Consider the following 13,955-nt stretch of genomic DNA (forward strand, 5'->3'; position numbering starts at 1 on the left):
TGGCGACGCTGCTGCACCCACGATGGGTCCACACAGCACGCCGCCTTAGCTCAGTTGGCCAGAGCAACGCACTCGTAATGCGTAGGTCTCGGGTTCGAATCCCGAAGGCGGCTCAGAGAAGGGCCAGGCCGGACATCGTCCGACCTGGCCCTTTCTGTTGCCCGGGGGGCCTTCGTTAGGGGCCCGGGCCCGGGGGCGGGTGGCCGTGTGGGCTGCCGCCCCCGGGGGCTCAGTGGGTGAGGTCCGGCTGGTCGAAGGTGGGCGGGACCGGGAGGGTCGACCAGTGGGAGATCGGCCAGGCGACGACGACCGCGCGGCCCACCACGTCCCGTACCGGCACCATGCCGCCGTGGGCGTCGTCCTGGTGGTAGCGGGAGTCCTGTGAGGCCTGGCGGTGGTCGCCCATCACCCAGAGGCTGCCGCTCGGCACCGTGACCTTGAACTGGCCGCCCGGGTCCGTGCTGCAGGCGGTGTTGCCCTGGAAGACGTACGGCTCCGTCAGGGGCTTGCCGTTCACCTTCAGGGGGCCCGTGCCCTCGCACTCGACCGTGTCGCCCGCCACGCCGATCACGCGCTTGATGAGGTGCTGTTCCCCGGCCGCCGGCATCAGGCCCACGAAGCCCAGCGCCTTCTGGACCGTCGTGGGTGCCTTCACCGGCCGTCCCGCGAGCCAGGCGCCCGGGTCGCGGAAGACGACGACCTCGCCCCGCTCCGGCTCCGAGCCGAACCACGGCGTGAGCTTGTCGACCAGGACCCGGTCGTCGACCTGCAGGGTGTTCTGCATCGAACCCGAGGGGATCAGGAACGCCTGCAGCAGGAACGTCTTGATCAGGAAGGCCAGTACCAGCGCGATCCCCGCGAGCATCGGCAGTTCGACCCAGAAGGGGCGGCGCCGTTTCGCCGCCCCGCCCTCCGGTTCCTCCTGGTCGGCTCGCGCCTCGGTCGCCAAGTCGCTCATGTCCACCCTGACTTCGTCGTGTGCCTGCTGTCTGCACGGACCCTATGCCCCGGGGCGCCCGGGACGGTCGTCGCCGAGCCCCTTCACCACGTACGGGTGACCCCCGGTCCTCAGGGCACCGACGGCTCGCGCTCCTGCTGCGCCAGGAGGTAGCCCGCCTGGAAGCGGCTCTCCGCCCCCAGCGCGGCCATCACGTCCGCGACGTGCCGCCGGCAGCTGCGCACGGACAGGCCGAGCCGGCGGGCGATCGCCGCGTCCGTGAGGCCCTCGGTGAGCAGACGGACGATGGTCTGCTTCAGCTCGTCGGAGATGTCCATGATCGTCTGCCGGTCCCACTCCGTCTCGAACGGCAGCGCCTCCAGCCACAGCCGTTCGTACGCGCCCACCATGAACGCGACCACGTGCGGCTCCCGGATCAGGACCGCCGCGTGCGGGTCGTCCGGCACCGGGATCACCGCCGTCGCGCGGTCGAAGACCAGCATCCTGGGGAACTCGTCGTCCAGGGTGCGGACCTGGGCCCCCAGGCGGCCCACCCGCTCCACGTACGCGCACGTGCCCGACGAGAAACGGGCCGTGTGCTGGTACAGGACCCGCATCCGGACGCCCCGGCGCAGGAGCTCCTCGTCGCGGGCCACCGCCTCCTCCAGGACCTCGGCGCGCCGGCCGCCGCCCGGCTGTGCCGTCATCACCTCGCGCTCGCAGGTGCGGCCCAGTTCGGTGATGGCCTCCCGCACCGCGCGCAGGTCGGTGAGCAGCTCCACGTACTCCGCCTGCCGCAGGTGCGTCAGTCGCAGGAGGTGCGACTCGTACAGCGGCATGAAGGCCATCAGCTGTCCGCGGGTGCGCTCCATGTGCTGGCGGCGGGCGCGCATCTCGCGCTCCAGCGGCCCCAGCGTGCGCTGCACGGCCTCGTCAGGTGCCACGGGGAGCACCGCCCGCTCCGGCGTCCGGCGCAGCAGGCCCATGTCGAGGAGGGCCGAGACGGCCGACTCCACCCGGGCCGACGGCAGTTCCAGCTCTGCCGCGAGGTCGGCCGGGTGCGCCGGCGGTCGGCCCGGGTCCCGGGCCAGGAGGCAGGTGTAGACCCGGGTCAGGGGGTCGTCGGGGCTCTCGGGGTCGGCGGGATCCGTGGAGGGCGGCGCCGGGACGGACGGGCCCGCCGCGCCGATCGCCGCCAGGGCCGTCGTGTCCGGAGCGGGGATCGCCGACGGTGTGTCGGTGTCGGTGTCGGTGTCGGCGTTGGTGCCGGTGCCGGTGCTGGTGCTGGTGCCGGTGCCGGTTGCGATGTGCGTGGGGGTGCCCGGCTTGCCCGCCGGCTTGCCCTGGTGTGCCGGATCCGGTTCGCTTCCGGCCCGCCCTATGTCTGTTATCGCCATCTTTTCCCCCGTTTGCGACGGCGTCCTCTTGCTGCCATGCAGCCTAATGAGCCATGCGCTCCGCCCCATAGGCATGCCCCCGTCGATACGTTCGTACCACCGCCCACAAGGTCAAAGCGCATCAAGCTCGCACAGCCCGCGAACCGCGCAAACCACCACGGAAACCCACGACTTACTCCTCGCGGAAGCGGAAAGAGAGCACTCGACATGAAGCGGCGGATCCGCACCACCCTCCTCACCACCCTCGTCGTCGGCCTCGCGGGCCTCGGCACCGTCACCGCCGACCGGATCGCCGGCGCGGGCACCGACGACACCGGCTGGGGCGCGGCCGTCCTCACCGGCGCCTACGACACCGGCTGGGGCGCGCCGGCCGTCGGCACCGGCACGAACGACACCGGCTGGGGGTGACCCGGATGACCCTGCTCGACTGCACCCTGCGCACCGGCGGACGGCTCACCGGCGGAGCCGTACCCCCCGCGCTGGCCGCCGACTACCTCGCGGTCTGCGCGCGGCTCGGCATCGACGTCATCGAGCTGGGCAGCGTCCACGATCCCGCCGACCGCTCCGCCCCCGGCGGCGCACTGCTGCCGGTCCCGCTCCCCGAGCGCTACGGCCCCCGCTTCTCCGTCCTCCTCGACACCGCCGAACTGCCCGCCACGGACGCCGCCGCCGCGGCCTCCGCCGGGCGGATCGCCGACGCCCTGGCCACCGCCCCCGTCTCCGTCGGCCTGGTCCGCCTCGCCGTCCGGTACGACCGGGTGGCGCGGGCCGCCGCCCCCCTGCACCGCCTGCGCGAAGCCGGCTTCGGCGTCTGCCTCTTCCTCACCCACATCGACCTCGCCTCCTACCCGGAGCTCGACCGCTGCCTCGGCGAGAGCGCGGCGCTCGGCCCGCTCGACGCCGTCTGCCTGGTCGACTCGCTCGGCTCGCTCCGCCCCGAGCGCGTCATCGAACTCGTCCAGTCCACCCGTGGCGCGGTCTCCGCGCCCGTCGGCATCCACGCCCACGACAACCAGGGCTTCGCCCTGCACAACACCGTCGTCGCCGGCAGCGCGGGCGCCACCTGGCAGGACGCCGCCGTGCACGGGATCGGCCCGGGCGCCGGCCTGACCCGTACCGAGCAATTGCTGGCCCTCCTCGGGGCCACGCCCACCGACCTCGCGCCCCTCCTCGCCCTCATCGCCACCCATGTCGCACCGCTCAAACGCCGGTACGGGTGGGGGGCCGGGCCCCGTCAGGTGATGGCCGGCCTGGCGCGGATCCCGCTCGCTTCGGTGACGGGTCTGGAGCCGAGCAGCACGACGCCCTGAGGCCACCCGCCCGTCCGCCGGGGGTCGGACCCCCGCCCTTCCAGGAGACCCCCATGCCCTTCACCTCGCCCATCCTGCCGCCCGGCGAAGCGGCCCCCGCCCCCACGCCGTACCGCGATCTCCCCCCGAATCCGAACCCCGGAGCCGCCCCCATGTCCGACCGTCGCTTCCGCATCGACCGCAGCGCCGCCACCGAGGAGTTCGGGCTCGCCTGCCAGCGGCTGATCCCCTGGCCCGGCGGTGACGCCGAGCCGCCCGTCGGCGCGATGGCCTGCTTCCTGGAGCCCGGCGGGGACTCCGACCCCGACTGCCACAACCAGGACGAAGTCATGATCATCCTGTCCGGCAGCGGCAGCGTGACCCTCGACGGCCGTCCGGAGCCGCCGTTCCGCACGGGCGACGTCGTCGTCCTGCCCCGGAACCGGGAGCACGTCGTCCACAACACCGGCGACGCCGAGCTGAGCTGGGTCTCCCTCTACTGGCCGCTGCGCGAGCCCGCCGTCCGTACCGAGAACGAGGAGGTCGCCGCATGAGCGCCGACGTGTCCGCCCACTGGATCACCGCCACCCCGCCCACGCCCAACGGCGACCTCCACATCGGTCACCTCGCCGGGCCCTACCTCGCCGGTGACGTCCTGCGCCGCTTCCTCGCCGCCGAGGGCACCGGCACCGTCCGCTACACCACCGGGCTCGACGACCACCAGAGCTACGTGCCCGTCCGCGGCATCAACGACGGCGGCCGCAAGGGCGAAGAGGTCGCCGACGGCTACGGAGCCTCCATAGAGTCCGTGTGGCAGCGGGCCGGCGCCGACTTCGACGCGATCGTCCGCCCGCGCCGCGACGTCGGCTACCAGGCGGCCGTCCAGGAGTTCTTCGGCCGCCTGTACGACGCCGGGCACATCGTCGCCCGCACGCGACCGCTGCCCTACTGCGCCGACTGCGAGCGCTGGCTCTACGAGGCCTACCTCAAGGGCGACTGCCCGCACTGCGGCTCCGGCTCCAACGGCAACGCCTGCGAGCCCTGCGGCCGCCCCAACGACTGCGCCGACCTGACCGACCCCGTCTGCACCGGCTGCGGCGCCACCCCCGAACTCCGCGACTGCGAGCGGCTCTACTTCCCCCTCGCCCCCTGGGAAGAGCAGCTCGCCGCCTTCTGGGACCAGGTCGACATGCCGCCGCACCTGCGCTCCCTCTGTGAGCGGATGCGCGCCGCGGGCCTCCCCGAGATCGCCGTCAGCCACCCCTCCGAGTGGGGCGTGCCGGTGCCCGTCGCGGGCTTCACCGACCAGCGGATCTACGTCTGGTTCGAGATGGCCCCCGGCTACCTCCTGGAGTGGAGCGGTGCCGGCGAGACCGGACCGGCCCCCGCGCCCGTCCAGTTCTTCGGCTTCGACAACGGCTACTTCCACGCCCTGCTGTTCCCCGCCGCCTTCCGGGCGTACGACCCCGAGATCGCGCTGCCCCGGGCCTTCGTCGTCAACGAGTTCTACCGGCTCGAAGGGCTCAAGTTCTCCACCAGCCGGCGCCACGCCATCTGGGCGCACGAGGAACTCGCCCGGACCGGTGCGGACGTCCTGCGCTACCACGTCCTGTCCGACCGCCCCAACGGCCGCCAGACCAGCTTCAGTTCGTCCGCCCTCGCCCTCAGCCGGGAGCGGCTCGCCGAGCGCTGGGACGGCTGGCTCGGCCGGCTCCTCACGGCCGTCGCCGAGTCCGCCGGGGGCGCGGCACCCGTCGAGGCGCCGCAGGGCCCGGCCTGGGAGCGGCTGCGCGGTCGGCTCACCGAGACCGTCGGGCAGCTGCGGGAGGCGTACGGCGTCGAGGGGTACGACGCGCGGCGCGCGATCGTCCTCCTCGACGAAGTGATCTGCCTCGCCGAGGACTTCGGCCACGTGAACGGCTTCGAGGGCGAGCGTCCGGACGGAGCCTCCGCGTACCGCTCCGCGCTCTCCGCGCAGCTCGCCGTCGCCGCCGCCCTGTCCGCCTGGGCCGCGCCCGCCCTGCCGTACGGCTCCGCCCGGCTCGCCGCGCTCCTCGGCCTCGCACCGGAACCGCGCCGCGTCGACGCCGGGGCCCTCGCGCGGCTCGCCCCGGGGACCCCGGTGGCGGCCTGGCCCGGGGCGGTCTTCAGTGCCTGAGACGGCGGGCCTGCCACGCGGCGCCGTCGTCGGGCCCTTCTCCGGGCCGCGGGCCGCCTGGGGCGAGCACCTGGAGCGGGCGGCCGAGCGGTACGGCGCCGCCGTGAGCTGGGAGCTGTACGACGACCGGGGCGAGGCCGAGACGGCCCGGCAGATCGCCGAGGCCGTCGTCGCCGAGGGCCGGCACGCGCTCGTCGTCGGGCACTTCAACAGCGCGGGAGCGGCCGCGGCCCTCCCCGTCTACCGGGCGGCCGGGCTCCCCGTCCTCCTTCCGCTGGCCACCACGCCCGGCCTCCTCGCCGACGGCGCCGGCACGATCCTGCGCTGGTGTCCGGACGACCGGGCCCAGGCGGCCGACCTGCTGGCCGCCGCTCGGGCCGCGGGCCACACCCGGATCGCGGTCACGCACGACGGCAGCGCGTACGGGGAGCGGCTCGCCCTGCTCGTACGGGAGGCGTCCACGCGCGCGCGTCCCGGGCTGCCGTCGGGCGCCGTGGTCTCCGACGGCAGCGGGCCCGCGACGGGCGCGGTGCCCGTCCCGGCCGCCCTCGCCGAAGCTCCCTGCCTGGAGGTTCTCGACGGTCCCGGAGGGCAGGACGTCACCGCGCTCGTCGTCTGCGGGACCCACGTCGGGGCCGCGCGGGCGGGCCGGGAGCGGCGGGCGGACGGGTTCGCCGGCGCGTTCTGGTTCACCGACGACTGCGCGGTCGACGAGTTCGCGGAGCTGCTCGGCCCGGCCGCCGGCTCCGCCTCCGTGGCCCGGATGCGCGGCGGGCCCGAGGCCCACGTGGACGCGGCCTTCGCGGCGGTCACCCGCGCGCTCGCCGAGGACCCGGAGCGCACCGGACGCACCCTCCTGGCCGCCGTCCGGGCCCACGCCGACCGGGGGTTCACCGCGCTCGGCGAACCCGAGCCGGGGAGCGTGGGCTGGGACTTCGTGCCGGTGCCCGCGGCACCCGCCGAAGGCGCCGCTGCCGCCGAAGATCCCGCTGCCACCGAAGGTCCCTCTGCCACCGAAGGCGAAGGCCCCTCTCCCACCGAAGGCCCCTCTGCCACCGACCGCCCTTCTGCCACCGACCGCCCTTCTGCCACCGACCGCCTCCGCACCACCGATCGCCCCCGTTCGGCCGGACCTCCCCGTGCCGCCGGCCGGCACGGGCGGGCCTACGACGTCATCGTCGTCGGCGCCGGGGTCGTCGGCGCAGCCACCGCCTCCGCCCTCGCCCGCCACGGCGCCCGGGTCGCACTCGTCGCCCCCATGGACGGACGCCAGGACCACGCCACCGCCTGGTCCGGCGGGCTCGTCCGGTCCTTCGAGGCCGATCCGTACCTGCGCGGGCTCGCCCTCCGCAGCCACCACCTCGCCTGGGGGCCCGCCGCGCTCGCGCCGGGACCCTACGGCTTCATGACCACCGGGTCGCTCGTCCTGTGCGGCGACGCCGACCTGGAGCAGGCCGAGAAGGGCGTCGCCGAACTCAACGGGGCCGGAGTGCCCGCCGAACTGCTGGATCCCGGAGTGCTCGGGGACCGCTTCCCCGGGCTCTCCGTCGACGGCGTCACCGCCGCCGTCTGGGAACCCGAGGCCGGATACGCCGACCCGCCCCGCACCGCGCGCGTCTACCGCGACCGGGCGCTCGCCCACGGCGCCCGGCTGCTGCCCGCGCGGGTACGGGAACTGGACGCGCCGCCCGGGGCCGACCGGGTCCGCGTCCTCCTCGAACCGGGCGGCCCCGTCGAGGCCTTCGCCGTCGTCCTCGCCGCAGGCGGCGGCACCGGGGAGATCGCCGGACACCGGCTGAGCGGCGCGGACGCCGGACGCACCAAGAGCATCCGGTACGGCTTCTTCCACCACCCCGCCACGGCCGGACTGCCGACCGTCGTCGACATGGTGAGCGGTGTCTGGGGGCGGCCCCAGCTCAGCGGGGAGGCGGCCGGCGGCTACATGGCCGGGCGGCCCGTCGACGAGTGGGACGTCCCCACGGGCGGCGAGCCCACGCTGACCGACGCGCACGTGGCGTACATCCGCGAAGGGGCGGCCGCGCGCTGGCCCTGGCTCGCCGACCCCGCCACCCGCTTCCTCGGCGGACGCCAGGGCGTCGACCTCTACACCCCGCACTCCCGCCCGCACCTCGGGCGCGAGCGGGCCGGCAGCCGGATCGTTCTCGCGACGGGCTGGTCGGGGGCGGGCTTCAAGACGGCACCGGCGGCGGCGGAACTCGCTGCGGCGGAGGCGCTGGACGTCCTGTCCGGCGCGTGACGGAGCTCGTGCCCCGCCGGGCGGCGTGCCCCCGCGTCGGAGGCGCCGCTCACGACCTACTTCACCGGAGGTGACACCATGACCGATCTGCTGCGGCGGCCCGACGCCGTCGCCCCACCCCGCACCGCCCTGGGCGTCCGCGCGCTCGTCGTGTTCTACGTCAGCAGCCTCGTCGGGACCGGCATCCTCCTGGTGCCGGGGCTGACCGAGCGGCAGGCGGGGCCCGCCGCGCTCCTCGCGTGGCTGGCGCTGGCCCTCAGCTCGTACCCCTTCGCCCGGTTCTTCGCGGAGATGTCCGCGTGGCGCCCCGACGCCTCCGGTCTGGCCGCGATGGTGGAGGCCGGGTTCGGGCGCCGTCCGGGGCGCGCGGCGGCGCTGCTGCTGGTCGCCACGTACGTCATCGGGAATCCGGTGATGGGCATCGTGTCGGCCCGCTGTCTGCTGGGGCTGCTCGGCCAGCCCGACGGTCCCGTGTACCCGATCGCGATCGGCTTCATGGCGCTGTCCGCCGCGTTCACCCTGCTCGGTCTCACGGCCGGTGCCCGGGTGCAGGCCGCGGCCCTGGTCGTGCTGCTGCTCGGCCTCGGCGGGGCGGTGGTGCTCGCGGTGCCGCGGTTCGACGCGGGCGCGTACACCCCGTTCCTCACGCATGGCTGGGGCGGCGTCGGCATCGCCGTCGTCACGGCCTTCTTCTCCTTCCTCGGCTGGGAGAACGTCTCCACCCTCGCCGAGCAGGTCGACGACCCGGCCCGCAGCTACCGGCGGGCGATCCGCTGGGCAGTGCCCATCGTCGGGCTGCTGTACGCGGCGGTGACGGCCGCCTACCTGGCCGTGCCCGGAGACGAGCCCGTCGTCATCACGGCACTCCTCGGCGCCTCGCTCGGCGACGGTGGCGCCGTCGCCGGCGATCTCCTCGCCCTCGGGCTCGCGGTGGTCGCCACCAACGCCTGGGTGCTGGGCGCCACCCGGGTCGTCCGGGCCGCCGCCCGCGAGCGGATCCTGCCGCGCGTCCTGTCCGACCGCCCGGTCTCCGCGACCGTCGCCCTGGCCCTCGCCTACGCGGCCGTCCTCGGCACCCTCACCCTCACCGGTACCGGTGAGGAGCTGGTGCTCGTCGTCACCAGCAGCGCGTTCCTGCTGCTGTACGTGGCGGCCGCCGCGGCCGCGCTGCGGGCCCGCGGCACCGGCCGCGCCCTGCGCGCGACCGCCGCCGTGACCCTGCTGATCGCGGCCGTCTTCCTCTCCTTCGCCGGTACGGGGCTGCTGTTCGCCCTGCTCCTCGCCGCCGGCTGCGCGGCCGTCACCGCCCGCACCCGAACGTCCTGAACCCCTCCCTGCCGAAAGGTGCTTCGCCATGAACGAGACCGTGAACGAGCGCGTGCACGAGACCACTCCCGTCTACGACGTCGTCGGTGTCGGCTTCGGACCCGCCAACCTCGCCCTCGCGATCGCCATCGAGGAGTACAACGAGCAGGCCGCGCCCGACGAGCGGCTCACGGCCGTCTTCCTGGAGAAGCAGCAGGCCTTCGGCTGGCACCGGGGCATGCTCCTGCCGGACGCCACCATGCAGGTCTCGTTCCTGAAGGACCTGGCCACGATGCGCAATCCGCGCAGCCGCTTCGGCTTCGTGCCGTACCTCCACGACCGCGGCCGACTGGTCGACTTCATCAACCACAAGATGCTGTTCCCGACCCGCGAGGAGTTCCACGACTACCTCCAGTGGGCCGCCAACGGCGTGGACCACATGGTCCGTTACGGCCTTGAGGTCACCGCCATCCGCCCGGCGGGAACCACCGGGCCCGTCGTCGAGGTCGACGTCGCCGCGGCCGGCGAGGGGGAGGCCGCCACCTACCGGGCGCGGAACCTCGTCATCGGCACCGGGCTCGTGCCGCGGCTCCCCGAGGGCGTCACCTCCTCCGAACGCCTCTGGCACAGCAGCGAGTTCCTGCACCGGCTCGCCGCGCTGCCCACGGAGAGCCCGCGCCGCTTCGTCGTCGCCGGGGCGGGGCAGAGCGCCGCCGAGATCGCCGACCACCTCCACCGGGAGTACGAGGGGGCCGAGGTCGTCGCCGTCCACACCCGCTACGGCTACAGCCCGGCCGACGACAGCCCGTACGCGAACCGGATCTTCGACCCGGAGGCCGTCGACCTCTACCACGGGGCCGAGCCGTCCGTCCGCCGGACGCTCATGGACTACCACCGCAACACCAACTACGGCGTCGTCGACATGGACCTCATCGAGGAGCTGTACCGCCGCTCGTACCAGGAGAAGGTCCGCGGCGAGCAGCGGCTGCGGATCCTCGGCGTCACCCGGCTCACCGACGTCGAGGAGGGCCCCGACGGGGTCCGCGTCCAGGTGCGGAACCTCGCCACCGGGGAGACGGAGACGATGGACGCGGACGCCGTCGTGTACGCCACCGGCTACTCCGAGCCCGACCCGGCGCGGCTGCTCGGCGAGCTCGACGCCGCCTGCGCGCGCGACGAGGACGGCCGGCTGCGGGTGCGCCGCGACTACCGGGTGGAGACCGCGCCCGACGTGGAGGCGGGGATCTACCTGATGGGCGGCACCGAGCACTCGCACGGCATCACGGCGAACCTGCTGTCGATGGCCGCCGTCCGGGCCGGCGAGATCTGCGACTCCCTGGTGGCGGGGCGCCGTTCCGACAGGCGGGCGCCGGTGGCGGTGACGGGCTGATCCCCCGTACAACACGTACACCCGCACGCGACGAGAGGTCATCATGAGCAGCACCACCACCGGGCCGGGCGACGAGCTGGCCGTCACCGAGCGGACCCGGCTGCGCCGGATGCGTCACAAGGGCAGCCACCGGCGGGCCGACCTGGACGCGGTCCTCGCCGCGGGCTTCCTCTGCCACCTCGGCGTCACCGTCGACGGCACGACGATGGTGGTGCCCACCGCGTACGGAGTGGACGGCGACCGGCTCTATCTGCACGGCTCGGTCGCCAGCCGCAGCCTGGTCCAGGCCCCCGACACCACCGTGTGCGTCACCGTCACGCACGTCGACGGCCTCGTCCTCGCCCGCTCCGTCTTCGAGCACGGGGTCAACTACCGCTGCGCGATGATCTACGGCGTCCCCGAGATCGTCACCGACCCGGAGGAGAAGCTCCGCGGCCTGCGGGCCCTGACCGAGCAGAGCTCCCCGGGCCAGTGGGAGTACGCGCGACAGCCGAGCCGCAAGGAGCTGGCCGCGACCGCGCTGGTCGCGCTGGACCTGACCGAGGCCTCCGTGAAGACCGCCGACGGCCCGCCGGACGACGGCGAGTCCGAGGACGCGGCACTCGGCCTGTGGGCGGGGGTGCTTCCGGTGGTGACCACCTTCGGCGCGCCGGTCACGGACCCGGTCCTCCCCGCCGACTTCGCCCCGCCGGCCCACATCGCCTCGCGCGCGGGGCTGGTGCCGGGGGAGCGCCCCGCCGGCCGGTGACCGTTCCGCGCGGGACCGAGCCCAGCCGATGACGGCTGGGCTCTTCCCGTGACGGGGCCCGTGACAGGGCGGGGTGAGGGGCTTCAGTCGCCGTGTCCGGTGCCTCCGCTGCCGAAGCCGCCGCTGGAGATGCCGCCCCACTTGCGCTTCTCCTCGGTCGGCGGGTCGGGTGAGGTCTCCGTGCCGGATTCCTTGAGCTGGTAGGGCATGAGCCGGTGCTCGCCGTCGGTCTGCGGCATCTCGGCCGGCCTGCGGTACTCGGACGTCTCGCCGGGCAGTGCCCCGGTGTCGGGCCGGTGGGGTTGCTCTTCCGGCTTCGGCGTCTTGGACTCGCGGTCGCTGAGCCGGAAGCCGAGTATGACGGCGCCGATGAGTACGAAGACGACGACGAGTCCGCCGACGACCTGGGCCAGACCTGACTGCCAAACCCCAGCGGCCAGGTTCTCTGCTGCGCTGAGAGTGTTCATACCAACAGGATTACCCGATTCCGCTTCATCGGATACGTCGAGCGGGAATCCTCTCCGATTCCGTGGATCCGGCTGAAACATATCCGCGGGCCCATCGCGTCAATGAGGTGTACGGCGACCACACCACGTGACCGCGAGGGAAGGAGGGGCATGAGAAAGTCCCGCGCGGACGAGTTCCTGGAGTTCGCCTCCGCACGCGGCGGGCACCTGTTCCGCTCGGCCTGCCTGCTGACCAGCGGCGACACCCATCTCGCCGAGGACCTCACGCAGGAGACGCTCGGCCGGATGTACGCCCACTGGGGCCGCATGGCCCGGATCGGGAACCCCGCCGCATACGCCCAGACCGTGCTCGTCCGCACGTTCCTGAGCCATCAGCGCCGCCGCTCGGCCACCGAGCGCCCCCTCGGCGAGCTGCCCGACCGGGCTTCCGAGCACGGCGAGGACCCCGCCCTGAGGATCGCCCTGCTCGACGCGCTGGCCGGGCTCGCCCCGAAGGACCGGGCGGTCGTCGTCCTGCGGTACTGGGAGGACCGCAGCATCGAGGAGACCGCCGACGCGCTGCACGTCAGCTCCGCCGCCGTCCGTACCCGGTCGGTACGGGCGCTCGCCAAGCTGCGGGAACGGCTCGGCGGCAGCGTCGCCGCGTTCGCCACCCGCTGACCACGTACCTTTCCCGCTTTCCCCACGACCGGAGACGGTGATCTCGGCATGCCACAGAACGAAGGAACCCCGCACGGCGGCGCACCCCACGAGCCGTTCGAGGAGCAGCTCGGCGCGATCCTGCGCAGCACCGGCGACGGCTTCTCCACCGACGACCGGCGCGAGCTGGTCGCGGGCGGTCTCCAGCGCGGCCGGCGCCGCCTGGTGCGCCGCCGCCTCGCGGTGGGCGGCGGCGTCCTCGCCCTCGCCGCGATCGGCGTCGGCGGCGTGTACGGCGGCTCGCTGCTCGGCCCCGCCGGGAAGCCCACGACCACCTCGGTGGCGGCGCCGCCGCAGACGGGCGCCTCCAACGGCGGGGAGTCGAAGCCGACGTTCGTCCCGACGCTCCCGGTCAAGGACCTCGCCGCCGTCCTCAAGGCCAACACCCCGGCCGGACAGTGGCGGATCGACAACCTCGGGGGCACGGGACACTCGGTCGCGGGCGTCTACGACGACGGCAAGGGCGAAGCGGGCGTCACCGTCGGCCTCTACCGCGCCGGCACGACCGGCGAGGCCGGCAAGGACCAGGTCACCTGCCCCGACAAGGTGGTCGTGCCCTACGACAGGTGCACCAGCACGAAGCTGCCCGGCGGCGACCGGCTCATGGTCTTCCAGGGGTACGTGTACCCCGACAAGCACGTGGAGACCAAGAACTGGCGGGCGGTCCTGCTCACCAAGGACGGCTTCCTCATCGACGCGAGCGAGTACAACGCCGCCGCCGAGAAGGGCGCCTCGATCACCCGCGAGAACCCGCCCTTCAGCGGCTCCCAGCTGAAGAACCTCGTCACGGCGGAGGGGTGGCGGCCGCTGCTCAAGAAGCTGGGCCAGGACGCCGAGCAGCCGTTCGACCGGCTGGCTCCGGCTCCGACGCCGAACTCCGCCGCCGTCCAGGCCACCCTGCGCTCGCTGCTGCCGCAGGGCCTCACCGTGGTGTCCCGGGGCGGCCAGGGCGGTCACGGTTACGTCGTCGTCGACGACGGGAAGGGCAAGAGCCTCGTCGGGGTCGACGTCCAGCCCTCCGCGGGGAAGGCCGTCGCCGACCTCTTCACCGGCGAGGGCGTCACCACCCTGCCCGACGGCACCCAGGTCAAGGCCGTCCGGAAGCCCGGGGAGAAGGGCGGCGCCGGCGTCGTCTGGTGGAACGTCGACACGCTGAGCCCGCAGGGCTTCCGGGTCGTCGTCTCCGCCTTCAACGCGGGCGCCCAGTACGAGTCCGCCACCCGCCCCGAGCCCGCGCTCACGATGGAGCAGCTGAAGGCGCTCGCGCTGAGCCCCACGTGGCGGACGGTGCCCGTGAAGTAGCGGGGC

The 13,955-nt window shown here is 74.1% G+C and carries 13 protein-coding genes and 1 tRNA gene; 11 read left to right on the forward strand and 3 right to left on the reverse strand.

All coding sequences use genetic code 11. From position 1 onward, the window contains the following. Positions 1-39: 39 nt before the first annotated feature. Positions 40-113 (forward strand) — tRNA-Thr (locus ABTY59_RS09965). A 116-nt stretch (positions 114-229) separates the two neighbouring features. Here ABTY59_RS09965 and lepB read toward each other — a convergent pair. Both lepB and ABTY59_RS09975 read right to left on the reverse strand, forming a co-directional pair. Continuing rightward, positions 230-958 (reverse strand): signal peptidase I, encoded by a 729-nt coding sequence (lepB, locus tag ABTY59_RS09970; RefSeq protein WP_352018391.1) that lies wholly within the window; start codon positions 956-958, stop codon positions 230-232. A 110-nt stretch (positions 959-1,068) separates the two neighbouring features. Beyond that, entirely contained in the window at positions 1,069-2,334 is a 1,266-nt protein-coding gene (locus ABTY59_RS09975) for a LuxR C-terminal-related transcriptional regulator (RefSeq protein ID WP_352018392.1), read from the reverse strand. A 207-nt stretch (positions 2,335-2,541) separates the two neighbouring features. On the opposite strand from ABTY59_RS09975, the gene ABTY59_RS09980 reads away from it, so the two are divergent. The 8 genes from ABTY59_RS09980 to ABTY59_RS10015 all read left to right on the forward strand — a co-directional run bounded on the left by ABTY59_RS09980 (position 2,542) and on the right by ABTY59_RS10015 (position 11,481). Beyond that, on the forward strand, positions 2,542-2,742 hold the full coding sequence (locus ABTY59_RS09980; protein ID WP_352018393.1) for a hypothetical protein: 201 nt from the start codon (positions 2,542-2,544) through the stop codon (positions 2,740-2,742). A gap of 5 nt (positions 2,743-2,747) precedes the next feature. Further along, on the forward strand, positions 2,748-3,644 hold the full coding sequence (locus ABTY59_RS09985; RefSeq protein WP_352018394.1) for a hydroxymethylglutaryl-CoA lyase-like TIM-barrel protein: 897 nt from the start codon (positions 2,748-2,750) through the stop codon (positions 3,642-3,644). A gap of 152 nt (positions 3,645-3,796) precedes the next feature. After that, complete coding sequence (locus ABTY59_RS09990; RefSeq protein ID WP_352018395.1) at positions 3,797-4,177, forward strand: cupin domain-containing protein; 381 nt, start codon at positions 3,797-3,799, stop codon at positions 4,175-4,177. Next, positions 4,174-5,781 carry a class I tRNA ligase family protein gene (locus tag ABTY59_RS09995; protein WP_352018396.1) on the forward strand — a complete coding sequence of 536 codons (1,608 nt, stop codon included), beginning with the start codon at positions 4,174-4,176 and terminating at the stop codon, positions 5,779-5,781. The genes ABTY59_RS09990 and ABTY59_RS09995 overlap by 4 nt, the downstream gene beginning before the upstream one ends. After that, a complete protein-coding gene (locus ABTY59_RS10000) occupies positions 5,774-8,038 on the forward strand; it encodes an FAD-dependent oxidoreductase (protein WP_352018397.1) in 2,265 nt (754 codons plus the stop codon). Before ABTY59_RS09995 ends, ABTY59_RS10000 begins: the two co-directional genes overlap by 8 nt. Positions 8,039-8,116: 78 nt before the next feature. Then, on the forward strand, positions 8,117-9,364 hold the full coding sequence (locus ABTY59_RS10005) for an APC family permease (RefSeq protein ID WP_352018398.1): 1,248 nt from the start codon (positions 8,117-8,119) through the stop codon (positions 9,362-9,364). Positions 9,365-9,392: 28 nt separating this feature from the next. Next, positions 9,393-10,733: a lysine N(6)-hydroxylase/L-ornithine N(5)-oxygenase family protein gene (locus ABTY59_RS10010; RefSeq protein WP_352018399.1), complete on the forward strand. Its 1,341-nt coding sequence runs from the start codon at positions 9,393-9,395 to the stop codon at positions 10,731-10,733. A 43-nt stretch (positions 10,734-10,776) separates the two neighbouring features. Then, positions 10,777-11,481: a pyridoxamine 5'-phosphate oxidase family protein gene (locus ABTY59_RS10015; RefSeq protein ID WP_352018400.1), complete on the forward strand. Its 705-nt coding sequence runs from the start codon at positions 10,777-10,779 to the stop codon at positions 11,479-11,481. An 83-nt stretch (positions 11,482-11,564) separates the two neighbouring features. Here ABTY59_RS10015 and ABTY59_RS10020 read toward each other — a convergent pair whose 3' ends face one another. Beyond that, positions 11,565-11,948 carry a DUF6479 family protein gene (locus ABTY59_RS10020; protein WP_352018401.1) on the reverse strand — a complete coding sequence of 128 codons (384 nt, stop codon included), beginning with the start codon at positions 11,946-11,948 and terminating at the stop codon, positions 11,565-11,567. 150 nt (positions 11,949-12,098) lie between these two features. On the opposite strand from ABTY59_RS10020, the gene ABTY59_RS10025 reads away from it, so the two are divergent. Next, positions 12,099-12,608 carry a SigE family RNA polymerase sigma factor gene (locus ABTY59_RS10025; RefSeq protein ID WP_352018402.1) on the forward strand — a complete coding sequence of 170 codons (510 nt, stop codon included), beginning with the start codon at positions 12,099-12,101 and terminating at the stop codon, positions 12,606-12,608. Positions 12,609-12,656: 48 nt separating this feature from the next. Next, complete coding sequence (locus tag ABTY59_RS10030) at positions 12,657-13,949, forward strand: hypothetical protein (RefSeq protein ID WP_352018404.1); 1,293 nt, start codon at positions 12,657-12,659, stop codon at positions 13,947-13,949. Positions 13,950-13,955 lie beyond the last annotated feature (6 nt).

The sequence above is a fragment of the Streptomyces sp. NPDC096079 genome (assembly GCF_040303145.1).
Classification (GTDB): domain Bacteria; phylum Actinomycetota; class Actinomycetes; order Streptomycetales; family Streptomycetaceae; genus Streptomyces.